This is a genomic window from Rhodopirellula halodulae (assembly GCF_020966775.1).
Classification (GTDB): Bacteria; Planctomycetota; Planctomycetia; order Pirellulales; family Pirellulaceae; genus Rhodopirellula; species Rhodopirellula halodulae.
On record NZ_JAJKFV010000029.1, the window covers coordinates 2,352,485 to 2,372,783 of the forward strand.

The following is a 20,299-nucleotide window of genomic DNA, read 5'->3' on the forward strand; positions in this document are numbered from 1 at the left end:
GGGGGCAACGATTGGTTCATGTGGCGGCCGGTTGGCGGACGCAGGGAAGTCGCATGGTGACCTTGGTGCCAATGCCGGCTTCACTTTCGATGCTGATTGAACCGTTGTGTTTCTCAAAGATGCCATAGGCGATGGAAAGCCCAAGCCCGGTTCCTTCGCCAACCGCTTTGGTTGTGAAGAAGGGCTCGAAGACATGTTCAATGTCAGACGCATCGATCCCAATGCCGTTGTCTTCCACAACGATGGTGATGTTGGAATCAATCACATCCGTCCGTAACGTGATGCTGCCGCCGTTGCGACTGGCTTGACCGGAGTTCAACAACACCCCCGCGATGGCTTGCCCGACTTCAGCGGTGTTGCACTGCACCGTAGGCAATTCGGACAAATTCATCTCGACCTCGCAATCCTTTGGTAACTGAGCCGCGATGAGGTTGCAGGTGTTTTGCACGATCTCGTTAACACTCGCTTCCGATTTCCCGTTTCGGTCGACTTGTGAGAAGTCTTTCAAACCCTTCACGATGGACTTGATGCGAGCCACCCCGTCGCGGGTCTCTTCCACCAAACTTTTCGTGTCTTCGATGACGAAGGCGAGTTCCTGTTCCTCGGCATTGGATTGCAGTTTGGAAAGTTCCTCCGGCGTATCAACATCCGCGCTGACCAGGGATTCGCAGAGTGTTTCATACAGTCCGATGGTGGACTCGATGACTTGGATGTAGTCGTTCAGCGTCGTCAGATTCGCATCGACAAAGAACAGCGGGTTGTTGATTTCGTGGGCAACACCCGATGCCAGAACGCCGACCGAAGCCATCTTGGCGGAGTGGACCAACTGTGCCTGTTGTTCCGCAAGATGACGATTGGCGTCCTTCAGTTTGGCGTTGACCGCAACCAGCGAATCCATGGCTTCGGAGTAGGAGGCCGCAAGGTCCAATCGCATCAAATCCAAGCAGAAGTGACATTCGATCTCGCCAAATTCCGTGTTCAAGACACATTTGCCGGTTCGGAACTTGGGATATCGGATCTGACCAAAGTAGATTCTTGGTGCGGTGATCGTGAGTTTGGCATAGGATTCCTGCAAACCAACGATGGCTTCACCGACGATGGTATTGAGCGTTTCGGACATCGCGTCGCAGATGTCTTCCCGGATCTCTTCGCGGTTCTCGTCGGTGATGGTCGTATCCATGCCGATGATTGCGGCCGCGGTGGATTCGTCCATCGCCAACATGTATTCCCCGTAGACCGTTCCTGTGTAATAAATCGACAGGATGAAAGATTTCTCTGTTTGGACGGAGTTGGTGGTTTCAACTTTTGACACGGCCGGCGGTTGGATGCCAAACATTTCCGAACAAGTTCGACTGGCAATCGAAGCGAAGGCGTCGGTGTAGCGGGTGACGTTGTCCATCTTTAAACAGTCCTTCCGGCGGCTTCTTCGATTGCCTCGCACAAGCGTTCGAGGTCGGCTGGGCTTCCGGGACGAATGGGCTTTTTCAGAAAACCACACGCGCCGTATTCGAGACAACGGTCAATGGTTTCCTGATCTTGAATGGCCGACAGCATCACCACGCGAGCGTCGGAATCCATGCGGCGCACGTGTTGCAAACATTCCACTCCGTCCATGTTCGGCATGGTGATGTCAAGCAACAGAACATCCGGACGGTTCGATTCGTACTGGGCGACACCTTCGTGCCCGTCGAATCCCACTCCAACGACTTCGAAGCCCATTCGCTCAACAAGTGCTTTGACTTGCTTGGCCATGAACTTACTGTCGTCGACGACTACAACTCGGATCATTGGGACGGGTCCTTCACGGAATGTGGTTGGATGGTTGTGGCAGGCTTCGTGTGCGACGAGTTCCGGTCAGGTGACCGAAGAGTGCTTTTCCAGATAATCGTCGGGGATGGTTGCTAGTCCGTCGCGGATGGCCAACGCCAATTCGACGTCGCGGATCGGTTTGGTTAGGAAGCGAAACACACCTCCGCGATTGATAACGTCCTGGGCTAAACGGACATTGGGATGGCCGGTGAGCATGATGCGAACCGATTCCGGGAAGTGTTCGCTGATCCAAGCGATCAGTTCTGAGCCAGGGCTGCCGCCTAGGTTTTGGTCGACCACCGACAGATCGAACGCTTCGCGGCGAAACATGCTCTGAGCCTCTTCGCTGGACCGAGCGATGTAGAGTTTGTAGGGCTGGTCGCGAAGGGAGCGGCGTAGGCCGCGAAGCAAATTGAGGTCGTCGTCAACGAGGAGGATAGAGTGCTGCATGGTTTTGTGTTCTCAGTTTTGGGTTGCTACGGATGTGGCGAGGTCGTTGGTGGACAATCAGCTTGCCATGCTGGACGTGACGGACGATGTGTCGATGGGAACCATTCGCCGGACATGAATCGGTTCGCGAACTCCGCTGCCCGAGTTATGGAGCGAGATCAGTTTGTGAATCAGCGTTTCGTGCATTTCGTTGCCACGCGCGATCAGCACACGACCCGCGAGGTCAACCACGTTCTCTTCGAGCACCATGCCTTCGGACAGTTCGGCAACGCTGACTTCCGCGTCTTGGAACGTGGACTGCACAAACTCGCTGAGATGCCGAAGTGCCGCCGCGTCGTATTCGGGGCGTCCTTCCATCGCACGCAGAGCCGCCAGTGGCGATGCGTTGGTTCGGATGCGTTGGAAATCGCCAACGACACGTAGCACACGCGCGGTCGGCAAGGTCGGATCGGTAGGTGGCTCATATTGGGTAGCGATGATCTCGGCAACTCCCTCCAACCGAGGAATTGTCGAGACCAAGTCGCTACCCAATCGCGCCGAGTCTTCGATGGCTTTTCGTTCGACTGAGTTCAGGTCCTCATCGTTGAGGTATCGGTCAATGATTTCCGGCGGAAGGGAAACGCATCCGATACGCATCAGCATCGCTGCGATTTCGACTTCCCAAATGGGACGAAGCTGCATGCCATTGGCGATTGCCCGAGAAAGCGTGCGTGCTTCTTGAGTCAAACCGAAGGCACTGGGCATGGTCAGCGAGAGAACTTGGGTCAGCATGCGAATGCTGCCCGAAAGCGTGTTGTTCAGCAGTTCCGATTCCGCCGTGATCAGCCGGTAGTGCTCAAGTGCAGCGTCCAACGTTTTCGAAAACGCCTCGGCCGCGCAGGGTTTACTCAGAAAGCGGAAGATGCTGCCTTCGTTGACGGCATCCACCGCGGTCTTTTGATCCGCGTTTCCTGTCAGCATCACACGAACGGTTTGCGAATTGAGTTGTCGAATGTGTCCCAATAATTGAACACCATTCATGACCGGCATTTGCATGTCGGAAACGACGACGGCAAACGGTCCGTTTTCTTTGTACTCTTCAATCGCAGCGGCCCCGCCGACGGCGAGCGTCAGGTCGTATCGTTTGCGGAGTTGGCGTTTGATGCCTTGCAAAACGTTGGGTTCATCGTCGACCAAAAGGATTTTCTTGTTCACGACACATTCTCCAAACCGACGGCGCCTTTCCAAATGTCCAAACGGTCGGTGACTCCCAGTCGTTGGAGGTAAGCATGGTCGAGTTGACCGCTGGATATCGTTTCGGCTCCTCCCGCAGCAATCGTGTCGTTGCACCATGCGTTGGCAACGTGGACTGCTGTCAAAGGTGTGAATTGAGTGTCGTGAGCATCGCTGGGGCGGTGATGAAGGGCGACTGCCTCAACGATGGACTGTGAGAGTCCCCACAATCCCAGCAAATGAGCACCGACGGAATCAAATGTGGTGTCCGAGGGGTTTCGGGTCGCGTCGCCGAGTTGCTTCAGCCACTCCTTGTAGTTTGGCGGAGTGGACGGTGAGTCCGACGATTGCTGTATGGAGAAAATCAGTTTGCCAATGTCGTGCAGCAAGCCAGCGATGAAAGCCTCGTCATGCAGTTCGGCTTGATCACTTTCGGTTTGGGCAATGCGACGCGCTGCATTCGCAACTGAAAGACCATGTTGAATTTCGCGGTCCATCTGACTCGCTTGCTGGTCATCGCCGTCGAACTTTCGAAAACCTTTGGAATCAAGAGCCAAAGGCCGGATCACGTTCAGGCCCAGCAGTGAAACGGCATGTTTGGGCGAGGTCACGTGGCTGGGAAGCCCGAAGAAAGATGAGTTGACCAGTTGAAGCACTTTCGCACTCATCGCCAAATCGTTCTCGATGATTGAGCCAACCTTTTCGATGCAAGCGTCCTCCGACTGAAGCTCTTTGACCAGCTCGTTGAAGACATCGGGCAAGCTCGGCAGAGATGTGATTTGGCTGCTGAGCTGCAACAATTCTTCGTTGGGTAAGTGGTCCTGCAGATTAAGAGCCTGTTCGATGGTTTGCATCAATCGATCTGGATCGCACGGCTTGGAAAGAAACTGATGAGCTGGCCCGATCACTCGGAAAATCTTTTCCTGTTCGGATTGACCGCTGAGAACCAAACGGACGGTGTGCGGGTGTTCTTTCGATACTCGAGTCAGTAATTCCGCCCCATCCATGATGGGCATTCGCATGTCAGAAACGATCACGTCGACACGCTGCTCCTGAAGCAGTTCCAAGGCTTTGTCGGATCCACAAGCAAAGTGCATGTCCCAAACTTTGCGTTGCCCGCGGAGCATCCGCCGCAATCCCGAGAGGACGTTGGCTTCGTCGTCAACAAACAGAATCTGTCGTTTCATGGGTTACACCTCGGTGTGAATGGGAGATTGCGGTGCGTGAACGACGCAGACGGGTGCGGTTGGCATGGAGGGGGCGGCGAACGTGCTGCCTTCGCGTCGCGCTTCCAACGGCACTTGGATAATGAAGGTGGTGCCGACGCCGACTTCGCTTTCGACTTCGATCCGACCTCCGTGGTTTTCGACGATCACCGTTTGCGCGATGGCCAAACCTTGCCCGGTACCTTTGCCAGCGGCTTTAGTCGTGTAAAACGGAGCGAACACCTTTTCGACGTCTTCGGCGGGAATGCCAGTGCCCGAATCCGCGATGCGGATTTCAGCGTGCGTTCCACGGAGATGAGTGGAAACCTTGATGGTTCCTTTCTCACCGGGGCGATCACGAATGGTGTCTCCAATCGCGTGGGCGGCGTTCACCACCATGTTCAAAAGAACCTGGTTGAGTTCACCGGGCAAACATGGAACCAATGGGACCTCGGGATCGAATTCCGTTTCCAACTCGGCCACGTATTTCCACTCATTGCGAGCGACCATCAATGTGTTTTCAATCGACTTGGGCAGGTCCGTCGGAACCATCTCCGAAACGCCGGGATGAGCAAATTCTTTCATCGCCCGAACGATGTTGGCGACTCGGTCAACGCCTTCCAATGTTTGCCGAATGGCGGATGGAACCTCTTCCATCAAGTAATCAATGTCGGTCTCTTCCAAGAGAACGCGGATCTCGGACGCAACATCAGCCGACCCAGCGTTATGTGCCAGTTCGCTGCATCGGCTGAGTGCGTCAATGAGATCCACGCATGAGTCTTGTACAAAGCGAGTGTTGTCGCCGACGTATTGGATCGGCGTATTGATCTCGTGAGCGATGCCGGCCGCGAGTTCGCCAATCGATTCCAGTTTCTGTGCTTGAGCCAAACGTTGTTCCAAACGGTTCAAACGTTCTGCGAGCGTGATGTTCGCCTGGATGGCTGAGTTTTGACGCGGATCGAGAATGCAATCCAAGAAGCCTTGTTCGTAGGCGTCTTCCATCACGGAAGAATCATCGTTGGTCAAAGCCACCAAATAGTGACAGTGTGTTCGAAGCAGATCGAGGAAGGCTTCGGGTGAGTCGCTGTAGGTGAGCGGAAAACGAACGAACGCCGCCGAGAGCGGTTCCTTCGAAATCGCCGATTGGGTTTCTTGTTCCGAACCAGAAGTGGAGACTCGAATGCTTTCGGTTGCGATCCTGTCTGCCCAGGCATCACGCAGTTGCGAATCGGGATCAACGATCAGGACATGCATGGTGACTCTCCTCCGTCTGAGGTTGAGCCACATGAAGGCGGCGATGGTTGCAACTCGGCAAAGCTTCGCTTCATCGGCCAAGGTGCATGATCGTCCGCTTTCAATATGCTGTGTGAGCGGGATGCAGATGCGGTGCCCTGAAGAGACTTTCGTGAACGATGTCCGGCTGAACGATCAACGAATGGGTAGAAGATCAACCAGCGAAGTGAGTTGGGACTGGTTGCGATGCGACGCCGGTGCTTTGCGTTGCATGCGTTGGAAAGAGAAATCGCAGACATCGAACTTTGACTCGCTAAGGATGTGTGCCCCCATGCCTAGCAAGAACCGGCGATCACGACTGACGCCGCCTAATGGAACCATGTGATGGAAACCACCCTTAGTCCATTGGTTTCGTGTTTCTCAGCCACGTTGTTGTCGAGAAAGGTTCACCTTTAACGGATGTTCCGTCGCCTCACGGGCGTAGATTTCGCGTTGTTTCAAACGTCACTCGCTCCGCAGTAGGGGAAGCGTCGAAAACGCGAAATGAATTGGCTGAGAGAGAAGTGATTGCAACACGAATAGCTGCGGATCAACTCATCAGGTTGGAGGCTAACGCGGTATTTAGAAGCCGGCCGGCGTCATGGTTTGGCAAGCACGGATTTCAGAATCGGTCGGCAGGCGGTTGATCTGAATGTGATCGGATGCTTGATCAAATTCGATGAAGTCTTCCGCTGCGAAGGCTTTCAACCAAGCTCCCATGGGCCAGCATCCCCACTTCTTTCGAAACTGTTCCGCATTTTGGACGATCGGTTGCAAATGATTCAGAGGTGGTTTGCAGACCGCGTGATGTTGATGGTACGCGACCGCGTCGACGAAACCGAACGGGACACCGGCACGGCGAGCTGAAAACGAAAAGTCCGTGTCTTCCCCGCCGTAGCCATCGAACGACTCATCAAAACCGCCGATGTGATCGAATGAATTGCGTGTGATCGCGAAACACAGGGACCAGAACAGTTCGTATCGATCCGATGCGATCCATTTGTTCTTGTCCAGAGACGGCTGCAACGGATGATCGACGGCTTGTTCGGCTAGCTCGGTCATCGACCACGCGGAAGCGTTGGTCGTCCCCTCGAGAGTTGGTTTGCCGCTTTGTGTTGCACCGGCCGGGAGGTACATCGGGTGTCCCATCCACAACCGATCTTCTTTTGTCAGTGCTTGAGCAAAGCGGTCGAGCATTGACGGTGAAGGAATGCAGTCGACATCCAAGAACACCATCGCGTCCGTGCGGCACAGCGACGCAGCGTGGTTTCTCGCGGCGGCAAGTGGCAACGCTTCCGTGGGATGATGCACACTGCTCGTCCGTATCGTGAATTGATCCGTCGAAGGCAATGAAACGTCTTGATTCATCCCGACCACGACCCATTCGATGGGCGCAAGTTCGGATTGCAACAAACCACGCATTTGATTTTCGAGATGGCTCTGTCGGCCTCGAACGATGGTGAGCACTGAAAGTTTCATAGCGAGATCAATTGAGCGGTTTGACGTTTGTTATGAGACCAACTTGCCACCGAGGCTATATGCTCGGCAGCTTGAATCGCGCCGTCGCGTTGGAACACTTTGTCCCAGCGACTGACATCCAGTTGCAAAGCAGAGCCAATCAAATCAGGCCATTGGTCAGCACTGGGCCAGGCCGAAAGTCCGATCGCGAGACCTTCTCGATCCAGAATGTGTGACTTGCGAACTTGTTCCTCGAAGGGCCGCTCCTCGGCAATGGCGATGAATCGTTGGCGAGATCGGCCCAACTCCATCACACTGTTATGCCCGGCCGATGTGATCACTACGTCGGCGGATCGTAGGATCTCGTCTGGAGAATCGTGCCAACCAAGAAATTGAAGGTTCGTCGGCGTTTCGCGACGGTCGTTGTTGTCCTCTTTGCCGAGCACCAACCATTGTGAATGTGGCAATGATTCTGCTGCTTTGCGAAGATGTTCGTGAACATTGCCGGTGCCTCCACGACCAAACATCACGACCACCCGAAGCGAATCATTCGCGTCGGTGAAGTTACTAACCGAAGTTCGCTCGCTCGCGTTGGTTCCCGTCGTTGATGGATCGCATTCAAAGCGACAGAATCCATCTAGGTAGATGGTCTTTTCCCGAACGAAGTCGGGGGTGATGTCGTCTTCCATGCTTTGGGGAAACGGAGCCAGCAGTGAATGAGCGGCTTCGTACGCGGTGAGGTGAGCCGGGTCATCACGCCGCCCATGTTGTCGCATCACGATCTGTGGCACGGATGCCAAACGAGTCAGCAGGGAGATCTCTGCCGACACGTCAACCACCATCACGTCAGGTCGTCGCTCATCAATCCACCGGGTGTACTGTGCGACACGCCGGGTGACGCTGGGCGTCCACAGAGGAGCGAAGTGCAACGCCGAAACGTCGTCTGCATGTTGCAGTCCCTCCGGGTGAACCTCATCGTTGTCGCAATCAATGCCAATCACTTCATCGAGCGTCGGACCGTTCCAGTCCAACGAATGGATTCGGCTGGTGACGACGCTGGCCGGACACGATAGCTCTCGCAGGATGGATTCCGTTCTGTGTTTATGGCCCATGCCGTGATAATGGACATAGAAACCGACACGAGGTGTTGAATCGTTCACGCGGCAACCTCGGTCGGGAACACCGATCCCGTTTGACTCTTGTACAGTGCCTCGTATTGGTCAACCATTCGATCAAAGCTGAGATGTTCTTGTGCAACGCGTCGGCAAACCTCACCTGGCAAGTCCATGCAATACGTGATGGCACGTGCGAGTTGGCGGACGTTTCCAGGCGAAGCCAATCGTCCCGTGGATGGACTGATCAACTCCGGCATTGCACCACGGCGGAAAGCGGCCACCGGAGTCCCGCATGCGAGCGATTCTGCGACGACCAATCCGAACGGTTCATCCCAACATGGTGAAACAATGGTCACCGCAGATTGGCTGATCAGCCCGCATAGTTCTTCATGAGTGCGATGCCCCAGATAGCGATCCTCGGCTTGCATCAGCGGCATGACTTCACTGTGGAAGTAGTCTTCGTCTGAGATCGGGCCCACCACGTCCAGGGGAATCCCAGCACGATGAGCGGCACGCAAAGCCAAGTGGGTTCCCTTGTCTGGCAAGATCCTTCCAAACCAAATCGCTCGGCGTTTTTTCGGAGCTTGGCAGCGAACCCAAAAATTCGTGTCAACGCCATTGCGAACGATCGTTTGCGACGGTAGCAGCCTTCGCCATGCGTTCGCGTTTGCTTTTGAAATGTTGACGAAGTGGCCGCAATGCTCTGGTCCTCGAACATCAATCTCACTTGCCATGCGTGGCAGCACGGGAGCGTGCAGCGTCGTCAACAAACGTGATGGAAGTAGCTCGGCAAATCGCAACGGGATGGGGCTGAGTGAGTGATTGTGAATCACGTCGAAGTCGCTGGTGCTGAGTTCCGACATCAACGAAGCGTAAGCTTCGTCCTCGACGCCTTCGATCCATTCGTGGCACACACGTCCGGTGCGTGATTGCGATTCAGGGATGGTTGCTGCGGGTGTGATCGATCGCAGCGGAAGTTCGCGATCGGAATCTCCCGATGCGAAGAGCGTGACGTCGTGCCCTCGTAATTGCAACGCTCGTGTGTAAGCGTGAGTGAAGGCTTCCAGTCCACCAGCGAATGGTTTCGCGATCGGGAACTTGAGGTGACCAATGATGCCAATTTTCATCGTGAGATGCTCCCGCGCGGATGGTGACTGAATCGAGTGGTTGATCTGAAAAACCATCCATGGTGTTGCTTTCATTCCGTTGGTCTCGGCGAAAGCAACGCCCGTGCCAAAGTCATCTCGTGGGGAGCAAAGAGATGATTGGCATCATTGATTGCGCGGTTGTGGATTGGATTGTGAAGTCGTTTGTGAGACGATGACTGGAACGCGTTCCGCGTGTGGGACAACGGCGTGAACATTGGTCAGTTTTCGGTCGGATCGGTCGAGGAACCCAGCGAAGGCTTGCACCGTTCGCATCACGCTCCATCCGAAAACGGTGACCGCTTGGGTGATCGGGAAGTTACGGCCAATCGAAGTTGATCGATTTGCGAACACGCGAGCGTTCGAGGCACGGTGGCTGCGGCGACGCAAGACGGTTTCACTGGACATGGCGATGCCTTTGATTGTGATTGAATGTTTGTGATGCGAGAGCGACGTTGGCTGAGTTCTGTGGGAGGTCGCTTTTCGATCAATTGAACTCACGTCGTTTGGATGGCACGTGGTTCGCTTTCAAAATGTGGATCAAGCTCTTAAGCGGGCTGTTCACCCAAGGAGGCGACGGGGTGCGCGAGAGAACGAATCGAGACCATTGACGACAGTGGAATAGGTCAGCATCTTTCGAGCCAGTTTGCCCATTCGATCACCGGAACCATCCGCGAATTCATGTTGCAGTCACCCAATCGCTCGAAAAACGATGCTTTTGGCTATCGAGCGATGGTGTCCGTCGCCATTCCCTTGGCAGCAACGGTGGGTTGTTTCTCGCTCACGTTGTTCACTGACCGCACCCTGTTGATGTGGTATGGTCCGACTTCCTCTGCGGCATCGATGGCGGCGGGAAACCTCTACTGGGCGATTGCGTGCATCCCGGTGACCGCCATGGGGTTCATCACTCCTCTGGCCGCGATGGCACTCGGGAAAAAGCGAAACCGCGGGGCGGTGGCCCAGCGAGTTTGGTCGTTGTTGTGGCAGTGCGTTTGGTTCACGCTCGCATGCGTGCCCGCGTTCGCTTTGATCGGCTGGGCCAGTCCGCTGCTCTTTCAAGGTTTTGGGCATGCCGCCGAATTGGCGGATCAGGAAGCGAAATACTTCCGAACGCTGCTGTTGGTCGCACCAGCATCCATGTTGGAAGCTGGCCTGACCGCGTTCTTCGTCGGACGCCGAGTGACGCGTCCGATTCTTCGTACCAACCTCGCTTCCTCGGCCCTGAATGTGGCATTGGATGTCTGGTTCATTTTCGGCGGTCTGGGCTTGCCAGCGATGGGTGTCTTTGGTGCTGCACTGGCCACGACCGTTTCCATGTGGTTCAAGGTGGCCGTCTTTCTCACCATGTTGCTTCGACTGAAATCGTTTGCACGCCACCGATCATCCGCGTGGAAACCCAGACGCCAATTGATGCGTGAGATCGTCGGCCCCGGTGCAGCGATTGGTTTGCAGCAACTGATTCGTTCCGGCTTGTTCAGTTTTGTTCTGTTGGTCATCGGAGCGGCATCGGTGACCGGGTTGGCTGCGACCTCGGCGGCACTCACGCTGTATCAATTGCTGTCCATCCCCGCGATCGGGTTGGGAACAGCGATCACCGTGGTGACTGGGCAAGCCTTGGCATCCAACGGAATCGGATTGGCGTCGGAGACCATTCGACGTGGAATGACGCTGGGAGTCGCGGTGGCGTTGGCACTGGCGATGATTCTGGTCTTGTTTCCAGATGCGTTGTTGCAGATCCCGTTGGGGGGCGTCGATGCGGCAGAACGCGCGGACATTCAACCTTTGGCGGTGCAGTTGATGCGATACGCCGCGGTGTATGGCTTGGTGGACGTCGCGAGTTTGTTGTTGGCGGCATCAATGAAAGGCATTGGCAAATCGTTTTCGATTCTGATCGCAACGGCGGTACCAGGGATCGCCGTGGTCGGTCTCGGATGGTTGCTCGTCCCTGGAGGTTCTTTCAGCTCGGCGACGGTCGACGATGCAACGGTGGTGACTTATTGGTGGTCCGCCTTGGTGATATGGTCAGCCGCCCAGTCCGCAATTCTGGCCGGGAGTTTGTTTTTCACAACGAAACAATCGAGCGAAGCAATGCTGGAATTGGGATAAGGCAATCCTGAAGCTTCGGAACGGTTGTCGGTCATCTCGCCTCGTTTCCAGCTTGATGCGTTGAATACGCATGGCTAGACTCAGGCTTATGAGAACTCCCTTCCTTGTCGCTTTGCTGGTTGTCAATTTATTGACATGCCCGATGCGTTGTTTGCCTTGCCAAGCGGAAACAACTGGCGACGACACCGCTGCGCCAGCGACCTGCTGCTGTTCTCAGCACTGCGAACCCAACGCAGAGTCTGCGCCATTGAATTCTCGGACATCCGAACGGAGCGAACTGCCTTGCGATGGCGAATGCGCCTGCCCGGGATGCATCTGTGACGGTGCGGTTCGGTGCGGCGAGATCGAGTTTTGTGTTTCCACCGACGTGGTGAATTGGTTGCATGAAGTCGACTTGGTGGACCAATCTTGCCGTGGTGTCGGCGCCATCCTTTTTCGTCATGGACCGCCGGATCCGGTGCGCATGACTGGGCGTCAGGTGCGCGTCGCGCATCAATCTTGGGTGATTTGAGCGGAATGCTTCTCGGCACGCTGCTGCCGGGGAACTCTTGCTTCCGCTGAATCCATTTCTTTCGACGCGATGAACGTGTGCGCCTGCTGTTGCGCCACGATTGTTCAACGTTGCCCTGACAACGGGGCGGAATTGGTTCAGTCATTCGTTGGAACGGTTCCGCTGTCGGGGATCATTCCTGGTCGACCCATGCAATGTATGAAACATGAAATTTGAACGAGCCATGCACGTTGTGCTTCAAGCATTACCCACCCTAACTGAGCGCAGGCGTGATCGCTGATGTTGTTGCCGTGGGAATATGGCGTTCGCAATCTCGCTCGGCGACCCGTGCGAACCACATTGACTTTGGTTGCCCTGGCGACCGTCGTCATGTTGGTTTTTGTGGTGGTTGGTTTCATCCGTGGGTTGGAACGATCGCTAGCGATCAGCGGTGATGAGGACGTCGTCTTGGTCTACTCAGTCAATTCAGAAGAGAACGTCGAAAACTCCTCCATCGCGGCTCGAACACCATCTTTGTTGGCCGCCAGCCTGCGTGGAACGATGCGTCGGTATGGCGTGCAGCACGTATCGCCGGAGCTTTATCTAGGAACACGAGTGGCAACGGGATCGGGTGAGTTTGGATTGGGATTGGTGCGTGGGGTGGAGACGTCGGCGCCTTTGGTGCGGCGAACGGTCCAGATCGTCGATGGTCACTGGCCGTCCGCCGGCGAAGTCATGGTGGGGCGGTTGGTCGCCGCGAAATTGGGCTGTGAGAAAGAGGCGTTGCGAACGGGAAAACAGCTGAAGTTCGAGGGCCGTCAGTGGACAATCAGCGGTCTATTCGCATCGGGCGGATCCGCGTTTGAATCGGAAATCTGGTGCGGTTTGAACGACTTCCAAACGGCGACCAAACGCCAGGATTTGAGTTTAGTTGCGATTCGATTGAAGCCGGGAAGCTCTGCTGCAGAGGTTCAATTGTTCTGCAAAGAAAGGCTGGATCTGGAGCTGCATGCGATTCGTGAAACGGATTACTACGCGTCGCTTCAACAGCACTACAAACCCGTGCGAGTCTTGGCTTGGTTTGTCGTGCTCCTGGTGTCGGGAGCCGGAGTCTTTGCCGGACTCAACATGATGTATGGGGCCGTGGCGGGACGAATTCGAGAGATCGCAACGTTGCAAGCAATTGGCTATCGGCGAAGCGCAATTCTGGTCAGTGTGATCCAGGAAGGTGTGTTACTCGCGGCGGCGGGAGCACTGTTGTCCGGAACGGTGGCGTTGTTTCTGCTCAATGGAATGGCGATTCGATTCACCATGGGAGCTTTTGCGTTACGAATCGATAGCGTTGCGATCTTGGTGGGTTGCGGAGTTGGAATCTTATTGGGTGTTCTGGGCTCGTTGCCCCCAGCACTCAAAGCGTTGCGTCAGGAAGTTGCGACGGGACTGAAGTCCGTGTGACCGGTGGCATCATGCGGGGTGATTTGAATGGTTGCTGGGAAGAACGCAGAGACATTCGAGTCGAAGAAGTTTGCCACCATAAATCAAGTTTTGAATTCTATTTTTAGGAAAGACGAAATGAAGCGTTTCAACATGTTGTTTCTGTCATTGTCTGCAGTCACTCTCCTCGGGTGTGGAGGCCAGCCCGTCGCTGAAAGTGCGAACGAGAGTGGTGGTGCGGATTCAAACTACCTTGCCAGTTCCGAACCTACCGGTGCGATTCCGGTGGGAGAGGCTCGCGAAAAGGTCAGTGATGGGGAGGAGCTGACGTTGGTTGGTATGGTGGGTGGTTCCGCGGAACCATTTGTCGATGGAATCGCCGCGTTCACCGTCGTCGATCCAAAGGTGCCTCATTGCTCGAGCGAAGAAGGTTGCCCCACGCCGTGGGACTATTGCTGCACGCAGGATCAGGTGAAAGAAAACATCGCGACCATCAAGGTCGTTGATGAATCAGGGTCACCGGTACCAACCACGGCTCGGGAATTGTTGGGAATGAAGGAGTTGTCGAAGGTAGTCGTTCAGGGGATTGCGAAGCGAGATGAACAAGGCAACTTGACGGTGGAAGCGAGCGACGTGTTCGTTCAATCGGATCAGGGATAATGGCAAACACTCCGCTCGACCTCGGCCAATTGGCTTTGGATCGCAATCCGAAAGAACATCAGTCTCGGCAACCATCTCGGTACCGTCGATTCGGCATCCGATATTTATTGCCCGCGGCGACCTTGATCGGCTTCGCCGCATTGTTGGGTGTTTCGGCGGGGCGACACTGGTTGCCTCGGCCGAAGGTTTCGGTGATGCCGGTGATTGCCAAGCGAGCTGAGGTGGTTCAAGCGGGGACAGCGTTGTTCCAGGCTCCGGGGTGGATCGAACCGCGACCGACGGCAATCAGCGTCGCGGCTCTGGCTCCCGGAGTGATCGAATCCTTGCTGGTGGTGGAAGGGCAGGCCGTTGAGAAAGGGGAGCCCGTTGCTCGTCTCATTTCCATTGATGCAGAATTGAATGTCGAGCGTGCGAGGAACACGGTTGCCATCCGGGAGGGAGAGTGGAAGCGAGCCAAAGCGGAATTGGCCGCTGCAAAACGTCGACTCAATCATCCATTGCACTTGCAGGTCCAACTGTCCGACGCCGAAAGCATGTTGGCGAAAGCGGAAACGGAGTTGGCCAAGTTGCCATTCCTAGCAGAGGCGGCGAAGGCGAATGTGAAATACGCCGAGCAAAACTTGCAGGGCAAACGGTCCGCTGAAGGAGCGATCTCCGGCCGGCTTCTTTCTCGCGCGGAGAGCGACCTCGCGGCGGAGCAGGCCAAGTTGCAAGAGTTGGAGCAACGTGAGCCGAATTTAAAACGAGACGTCCATGCACTCAGCAACAAGGTGCATGCTTTGAAGAGTCAATTGGAGCTTTTGATTGAGGAAACCCGACAGGTGGAGGAAGCCGAGGCGAAGGTCGATTCCGCCGCAGCGCTTTGGGAAGAAGCGAAGTTGCAATTGCGTCAAGCGAAGTTGGTTTTGGAACGCAATGTGGTGAAATCACCGATGTCGGGGCGCATTTTGAGGTTGGTGGCTTCACCGGGCACGCGTGTTTCCGGGGCTTCGTCATCGGCTTCGCACAGTGCCAGCACGGTGGTCGAGATGTACGATCCCGAACGATTGCAGGTGAGAGCTGACGTGCGTTTGGAAGATGTTCCGATGGTTCAAAAAGGCCAACCGGTGGAGATTGAAACGGCATCGTCTTCTGTGGTGATCCAAGGACGCGTTTTGCAAGCCACCAGCGCGGCGAATGTTCAAAAGAACACGCTGGAGGTCAAAGTCGAACTGATGGATCCGCCCGCCACGGTGAGCCCGGAGATGCTGGTCACCACGACGTTTTTGTCGCCCGAGGTCAATGGTGGTGTCGATGCGTCGGCCGAACGCGAGCGTTTGTTCATCCCCAAATCGTTGATTCAGACGAACGATCAAGGCGACTATGTTTGGTGCGTCAGTGCCGAGTCGATCGCTGAAAGGAAGGCTGTGAGTGTTGGCGGAACGGCTGGGGATGACTTGGTGGAAATTGAATCTGGACTGGATGTCACCGCCAAATTGATCACCAGCCGACCGTCAGGTTTGAAGGATGGTGACTGGGTGGAAATCGAATCGGAAGATCAAACAATGGGGGTGAACTGATGGCATTGGTCGAATTGCGAGGCGTGTCGAAAAGTTTTCAAAAGGGAGATCAGACGATCACGCCGTTGGATCAAATCGATTTAGACATCCACGAGGGTGAGTTTGTCTCGCTGATGGGGCCGAGCGGGACCGGGAAGAGCACTCTGCTGAATTTGGTCAGCGGGATTGATCGGCCCGATGCCGGGACAATTCGCGTGGACGACACCGACGTCACAAGTTTATCGAGGGGGCAGTTGGCGGATTGGCGAGCCGCGAATTTGGGATACATCTTTCAAACTCACAATCTGATTCCCGTCCTGACTGCCTACGAGAACGTGGAATTGCCCACGCTGTTGTTGAAGATGAGCGGCTCGCAACGACGTCAACGGGTGGAGTTGGCATTGGAAGCGGTGGGGCTCAGCGACCGAGCGGATCACTACCCCAGACAGTTGTCTGGCGGACAAGAACAACGTGTCGGAATCGCTCGCGCCATCGTCGCTCATCCGAAAGTCGTGGTCGCGGACGAGCCGACGGGAAGTTTGGACACGGAAACCAGTGAACAAGTGCAAGTCTTGCTTCAACGGCTAAATCGCGAACTCAACATCACCATGTTGATGGTGACTCATGATTTGGACGCAGCCAAAATTGCAAACCGGCAACTGTTGCTGGATCGCGGGAAGTTCATTGAGACCGGGGCGACATCTTCTTCAGCGACGCTCGCGTAAGCAACAGAAGTGTGTCTTTACTCGGCTAGCCGATCAAGAAACCATTCCTTCCTTTTGTCAGCCAACCCTATGTTTCGCTACGTTCTCAAGACGCTGTGGCGGCATCGCACTCGAACGTTGTTGACGGTGACCGGTGCGGCGGTGGCGATGTTTGTGTTTTGTTTTGTGGGGTCGGTTCAAGAAGGAATGCGGCGTTTGACGACGGGGACGGACGCGGATCGAAACTTGATTGTGTTTCAGGAAAATCGGTTTTGCCCGACCAGCAGTCGGTTGCCGGAAGATTACCAACGCATCGTTCAAGAAATCCCGGGTGTTCGCGAAGTGATGCCCATTCAGGTTTGGACCAATAACTGTCGTGCGAGTTTGGACATTGTCGTTTTCAACGGAGCCGACCCAGAGCAAATTCGACGGATGCGTCCGTTGCGGCTTCTCAGCGGAAGCTGGCAGCAGTTTCAGTCCTCCACAGATGCGGCATTGGTCGGACGCAATGTGGCTCAGCGACGCGGGCTAAAAACCGGGGATCAATTCACGATCGGCGAATTGTCCGTTCGTGTCGCGGGAGTTTTCACCTCGAATGTTCCGTCAGAAGAAAACTTGATCTACACGAGTTTGCGATTCTTGCAGTACGCCCGAGGTCTCGACGCGGCGGGTTTGGTCACGCAGCATGAGGTGTCTCTCACGAAAGAAGCCGACCCTGATCGCGTCGCGGCAGCAATTGACGAGAAGCTACGAGCGGCGGCGGTGGCGACAAAGACGCGGCGAAAGGGAGCGTTCCAGGCAAGCACCCTCTCGGACTTGGTTGATTTGATCGGGTTCGCACACTGGTTAGGTTACGCCTGCGTCGGATTGGTGCTTTCGCTGGTGGCGACCACAACGGTGATGAGTGTCCAAGACAGGATCAAAGAATATGCAGTGCTTCAAACGGTCGGCGTCCGTCCGCTGCGAGCCATGCGATTGGTTTTGGCCGAAAGTACGCTCCTGTGTCTGGTCGGCGGAGTCGGCGGGACATTGCTCGCATTGGTGGCATTGGGGCTTGGCGGATTCGCGATCGGAGCGGAGGGGGCGACGATTGCTTTTCGGCCTTCGATTCACCTGGCCATGATGGGAACCATGGTGTCGGTCATCGTGGGGATCTTGGCCGGAATCCTACCCGCGATTCAAGCCGCCACCGTTCCCATCGTCAACGCCTTGCGTCAGGACTGATTTCGTCGCGCGAGATCAATCACCGTTGCAGTTGTCATTTCTTGGCGACCAAGCTGACGCCAACGATGGCGATTCCCATGCCGGCGAAATGTTGCCACGACGATGGTTCGTGCAGAATGAGGATCGCCAGCAACATGGTCAGTACCGGGCCAACGGAACCGATGACCGTCGTCCGCGTGGCACCGATGGTCAGGATCGCTTCGTTAATCATGAAGCTTGGAATGACCGTGCATACAAACGCCAAGATCAATCCGTACGCGTAAACCACCGGTTGCACTGCGAAAAGATCTGACGCCGATCGAAACCAAAAGAAATGGGTCAACGCGAATGCGGTGGAGCCGATCATTGCCAAACTCGTGAATTCGCGACTGCCGATTTGTTGCATCACCGGTTTGGCAAAGAGAACGTAGAACGAATAGCTCAGTGCCGCCGCGAAAACCAGGAAAACTCCCCACGCCGTGTTGCCGTCGGTAGTGAACTGGCTTTCTTGTCCGTACATCAACCAAACGCCCGCGTAAGACAAACCAATCGCCGCCAAAATGCGACGGTTCAAGGTCTCGCCCAAAAACATCCAAGCGAGTGCCGCGACCATCGCTGGGTAGGTGAACAGCGTCAGGCGTTCGAGTTGTGCGGAGATGTACTGCAGCCCAGAAAGGTCCAAGTAAGAGGCCAAGTAGTAGCCCAAGAACCCAAGCGATAAAGCCCGCACCATGATCGGGATCGGCAAACCAGATTTCGGTGCCTGGTCCGACGCAACGCTATTCGGCAAAGACTTGTACCGACGTCGCATCAAGGTTGCAAAGACAGCGGCGTAGAAGGGCAATGCCATCAACATCCGCAGCGTCAACAACAAGGTCGCGTCTGCCCCGGCGGCAAAGGCGAGTTTGATAAAGATGGACTTCAACGCAAAGAGAAACGTGCCGACGATTGCGAGCGTCACGCCCCACGACAACTTGCTCGTGCCGGCGGGGCGGGTGACGGGTGATGCCTCGTTCGGGACGGTCGGGGAACTCACGAGTTCACTTTGTGATGGAGATTCAGCGGCGAAGATAGCCAGCGTGGCGAGCGAAAAGATTCGCCGCAACCGGGCTCACTGACAGCGTGGACACGCTTTGTCCGCCGCGGTTCGGGAATCGCTACCTAATTCCCGCTCTCGGTCGATCATCACGCGAAAACAATCACAACGCTTAGGAGAGCTGTTGTTCGCTGTCGTAAGGAACCGGCGTGCCGTGCAACTCCGCAAGAGCATTCGCGGCGGCACGTTGCTCGGCGTCTTTTTTGTTGTTGCCCCAAGCCGGGGTGAACGTTCGGTCGTCCACCATGGCTCCCATCAAAAACATCTTGCGATGATCAGGACCCGTTTCGCGAATCAGTTTGTAGATTGGCGTCGCTGACAATTCGCGTTGGGCGTATTGCTGCAACACCGATTTGTGATTGCCAGAACCTTGCGTGTCGACCGCGGTGTTGACCTCATCGGCCAGCCAACGCTTCAACCGTTCACGCACCACCTCCGGTCCGCCATCCAAGTACAGCGCCGCGATGACCGCTTCGAAGACATCGCTCACCAACGACTTGGGATAACTGCGATTGCGAGTGACGCCTCGGCCGACGATCAAGCATTGGTCCAGTCCCAATTTGCAAGCTACCTTTCCACAGGAACGCCGGCTCACAACAGCGGATTTGATCTTCGTCAGATCGCCTTCGCTGTATTCGGGGTACTCGTTGAAGAGCCATTCACAAACGGTCAGCCCCAAAACGGAGTCGCCCAAAAACTCCAACCGTTCATTGCTTGCCAAGCGATGTGAGGCGCCCGAGGCGTGCGTCAACGCCGAATGAAGCAGGTCGATGTTTTTGAAGCGATAGCCGAGGATCTCTTGGCAGCGTTCGATCTTGGCCGGCGAGTCCGCGTAGGGTTCGTCGTCGGAGGCGTCCACCAATCGGATCGTTTCTGAACGAAGCGATTCGTCGGTGGGTGGTGGCGACTCGTTGGGCTGCGTCGAGACCGTCGGTTCAGATTCCGACGTGAACGAAGCGTCTCGTGAACCTTCACGAGATGAATTGGATGAGGATGACACGCGCGGTCGGACCTTGGGCGAGTTGGATGAAGATGGACAATCTGTCAGTCTTCAGTCCCGCGCCGGTGACCGAAACCAAACGCAAAAATGCGGGGGATGTCTCGGCCACCGGTGAGCGACTGTTGGAAAAAATCGGAGAGTTTCAAAGCGGAATCTCTCCGATGCCGCCAATGATTCTATCTGGGGGAGTATCATTTTGGCAACGCAATGACGCCCTTGCATCCAAGCAATTTCAATTGGCGCACCGCAAGCGGAATGTGCGGATTCCCTGGGCAGGATTTTTGGGCACCTCCCGAGGGGGCGGATCGCCAATGGGCAGGCTGGGTTGCGAACAACGGTCGGTCGGCGGGCGGTATGTTGTTTTGCCGTGGAACGGTTTCTGAGCGGGGCGATTCGTTGCCG

At 55.6% G+C, this 20,299-nt stretch carries 18 protein-coding genes; 6 read left to right on the forward strand and 12 right to left on the reverse strand.

All coding sequences use genetic code 11. The features are described 5' to 3' along the window. Nucleotides 1-16 precede the first annotated feature (16 nt). The 10 genes from LOC70_RS21460 to LOC70_RS21505 all read right to left on the reverse strand — a co-directional run bounded on the left by LOC70_RS21460 (nt 17) and on the right by LOC70_RS21505 (nt 10,074). Nucleotides 17-1,399, reverse strand: a complete 1,383-nt coding sequence (locus LOC70_RS21460; protein ID WP_230256017.1) for an ATP-binding protein — start codon at nt 1,397-1,399, stop codon at nt 17-19. A gap of 2 nt (nt 1,400-1,401) precedes the next feature. After that, nucleotides 1,402-1,788, reverse strand: a complete 387-nt coding sequence (locus tag LOC70_RS21465) for a response regulator (protein ID WP_230256018.1) — start codon at nt 1,786-1,788, stop codon at nt 1,402-1,404. Nucleotides 1,789-1,854: 66 nt separating this feature from the next. Continuing rightward, a complete protein-coding gene (locus LOC70_RS21470; RefSeq protein ID WP_230256019.1) occupies nt 1,855-2,259 on the reverse strand; it encodes a response regulator in 405 nt (134 codons plus the stop codon). Nucleotides 2,260-2,316: 57 nt separating this feature from the next. Further along, entirely contained in the window at nt 2,317-3,453 is a 1,137-nt protein-coding gene (locus LOC70_RS21475; RefSeq protein ID WP_230256020.1) for an HD domain-containing phosphohydrolase, read from the reverse strand. Beyond that, complete coding sequence (locus LOC70_RS21480; RefSeq protein WP_230256021.1) at nt 3,450-4,658, reverse strand: HDOD domain-containing protein; 1,209 nt, start codon at nt 4,656-4,658, stop codon at nt 3,450-3,452. The genes LOC70_RS21475 and LOC70_RS21480 overlap by 4 nt, the downstream gene beginning before the upstream one ends. A gap of 3 nt (nt 4,659-4,661) precedes the next feature. Then, nucleotides 4,662-5,930: a hybrid sensor histidine kinase/response regulator gene (locus LOC70_RS21485; protein WP_230256022.1), complete on the reverse strand. Its 1,269-nt coding sequence runs from the start codon at nt 5,928-5,930 to the stop codon at nt 4,662-4,664. A 600-nt stretch (nt 5,931-6,530) separates the two neighbouring features. Beyond that, nucleotides 6,531-7,427, reverse strand: a complete 897-nt coding sequence (locus tag LOC70_RS21490) for a glycosyltransferase family 2 protein (RefSeq protein WP_230256023.1) — start codon at nt 7,425-7,427, stop codon at nt 6,531-6,533. Beyond that, the gene (locus LOC70_RS21495; RefSeq protein ID WP_255716531.1) at nt 7,424-8,518 is read right to left on the reverse strand and encodes a glycosyltransferase; all 1,095 of its coding nucleotides are present in this window, start codon (nt 8,516-8,518) and stop codon (nt 7,424-7,426) included. Before LOC70_RS21495 ends, LOC70_RS21490 begins: the two co-directional genes overlap by 4 nt. A 44-nt stretch (nt 8,519-8,562) precedes the next feature. Then, a complete protein-coding gene (locus LOC70_RS21500) occupies nt 8,563-9,648 on the reverse strand; it encodes a glycosyltransferase family 4 protein (RefSeq protein ID WP_230256025.1) in 1,086 nt (361 codons plus the stop codon). A 144-nt stretch (nt 9,649-9,792) separates the two neighbouring features. Further along, a complete protein-coding gene (locus LOC70_RS21505) occupies nt 9,793-10,074 on the reverse strand; it encodes a hypothetical protein (protein ID WP_230256026.1) in 282 nt (93 codons plus the stop codon). A 273-nt stretch (nt 10,075-10,347) separates the two neighbouring features. Between LOC70_RS21505 and LOC70_RS21510 the strand changes: the two genes are divergently transcribed. The 6 genes from LOC70_RS21510 to LOC70_RS21535 all read left to right on the forward strand — a co-directional run bounded on the left by LOC70_RS21510 (nt 10,348) and on the right by LOC70_RS21535 (nt 17,822). Beyond that, nucleotides 10,348-11,772: an MATE family efflux transporter gene (locus LOC70_RS21510; RefSeq protein WP_230256027.1), complete on the forward strand. Its 1,425-nt coding sequence runs from the start codon at nt 10,348-10,350 to the stop codon at nt 11,770-11,772. A gap of 790 nt (nt 11,773-12,562) precedes the next feature. Further along, complete coding sequence (locus LOC70_RS21515; RefSeq protein WP_230256028.1) at nt 12,563-13,717, forward strand: ABC transporter permease; 1,155 nt, start codon at nt 12,563-12,565, stop codon at nt 13,715-13,717. 117 nt (nt 13,718-13,834) lie between these two features. Next, nucleotides 13,835-14,356: a hypothetical protein gene (locus LOC70_RS21520; protein ID WP_230256029.1), complete on the forward strand. Its 522-nt coding sequence runs from the start codon at nt 13,835-13,837 to the stop codon at nt 14,354-14,356. Next, nucleotides 14,356-15,915 carry an HlyD family efflux transporter periplasmic adaptor subunit gene (locus LOC70_RS21525; protein WP_230256030.1) on the forward strand — a complete coding sequence of 520 codons (1,560 nt, stop codon included), beginning with the start codon at nt 14,356-14,358 and terminating at the stop codon, nt 15,913-15,915. Before LOC70_RS21520 ends, LOC70_RS21525 begins: the two co-directional genes overlap by 1 nt. Continuing rightward, entirely contained in the window at nt 15,915-16,619 is a 705-nt protein-coding gene (locus LOC70_RS21530; RefSeq protein WP_230256031.1) for an ABC transporter ATP-binding protein, read from the forward strand. The genes LOC70_RS21525 and LOC70_RS21530 overlap by 1 nt, the downstream gene beginning before the upstream one ends. A gap of 69 nt (nt 16,620-16,688) precedes the next feature. Beyond that, complete coding sequence (locus LOC70_RS21535; protein WP_230256032.1) at nt 16,689-17,822, forward strand: ABC transporter permease; 1,134 nt, start codon at nt 16,689-16,691, stop codon at nt 17,820-17,822. A 34-nt stretch (nt 17,823-17,856) separates the two neighbouring features. Here LOC70_RS21535 and LOC70_RS21540 read toward each other — a convergent pair whose 3' ends face one another. Together LOC70_RS21540 and rnc are read right to left on the reverse strand one after the other, a co-directional pair. Continuing rightward, nucleotides 17,857-18,774, reverse strand: a complete 918-nt coding sequence (locus LOC70_RS21540) for a DMT family transporter (RefSeq protein WP_255716532.1) — start codon at nt 18,772-18,774, stop codon at nt 17,857-17,859. 235 nt (nt 18,775-19,009) lie between these two features. Then, nucleotides 19,010-19,765 (reverse strand): ribonuclease III, encoded by a 756-nt coding sequence (gene rnc, locus LOC70_RS21545; protein ID WP_230256224.1) that lies wholly within the window; start codon nt 19,763-19,765, stop codon nt 19,010-19,012. Between the last annotated feature and the right edge of the window lie 534 nt (nt 19,766-20,299).

Excerpts from the sequence above, each read along its gene's own strand:
- LOC70_RS21460 (WP_230256017.1), bottom strand. The coding sequence starts at position 1,399 with ATGGACAACGTCACCCGCTACACCGACGCCTTCGCTTCGATTGCCAGT.
- LOC70_RS21465 (WP_230256018.1), bottom strand. The coding sequence starts at position 1,788 with ATGATCCGAGTTGTAGTCGTCGACGACAGTAAGTTCATGGCCAAGCAA.
- LOC70_RS21470 (WP_230256019.1), bottom strand. The coding sequence starts at position 2,259 with ATGCAGCACTCTATCCTCCTCGTTGACGACGACCTCAATTTGCTTCGC.
- LOC70_RS21480 (WP_230256021.1), bottom strand. The coding sequence starts at position 4,658 with ATGAAACGACAGATTCTGTTTGTTGACGACGAAGCCAACGTCCTCTCG.
- LOC70_RS21485 (WP_230256022.1), bottom strand. The coding sequence starts at position 5,930 with ATGCATGTCCTGATCGTTGATCCCGATTCGCAACTGCGTGATGCCTGG.
- LOC70_RS21490 (WP_230256023.1), bottom strand. The coding sequence starts at position 7,427 with ATGAAACTTTCAGTGCTCACCATCGTTCGAGGCCGACAGAGCCATCTC.
- LOC70_RS21495 (WP_255716531.1), bottom strand. The coding sequence starts at position 8,518 with ATGGGCCATAAACACAGAACGGAATCCATCCTGCGAGAGCTATCGTGT.
- LOC70_RS21500 (WP_230256025.1), bottom strand. The coding sequence starts at position 9,648 with ATGAAAATTGGCATCATTGGTCACCTCAAGTTCCCGATCGCGAAACCA.
- LOC70_RS21505 (WP_230256026.1), bottom strand. The coding sequence starts at position 10,074 with ATGTCCAGTGAAACCGTCTTGCGTCGCCGCAGCCACCGTGCCTCGAAC.
- LOC70_RS21510 (WP_230256027.1), top strand. The coding sequence starts at position 10,348 with ATGTTGCAGTCACCCAATCGCTCGAAAAACGATGCTTTTGGCTATCGA.
- LOC70_RS21515 (WP_230256028.1), top strand. The coding sequence starts at position 12,563 with ATGTTGTTGCCGTGGGAATATGGCGTTCGCAATCTCGCTCGGCGACCC.
- LOC70_RS21520 (WP_230256029.1), top strand. The coding sequence starts at position 13,835 with ATGAAGCGTTTCAACATGTTGTTTCTGTCATTGTCTGCAGTCACTCTC.
- LOC70_RS21525 (WP_230256030.1), top strand. The coding sequence starts at position 14,356 with ATGGCAAACACTCCGCTCGACCTCGGCCAATTGGCTTTGGATCGCAAT.
- LOC70_RS21530 (WP_230256031.1), top strand. The coding sequence starts at position 15,915 with ATGGCATTGGTCGAATTGCGAGGCGTGTCGAAAAGTTTTCAAAAGGGA.
- LOC70_RS21535 (WP_230256032.1), top strand. The coding sequence starts at position 16,689 with ATGTTTCGCTACGTTCTCAAGACGCTGTGGCGGCATCGCACTCGAACG.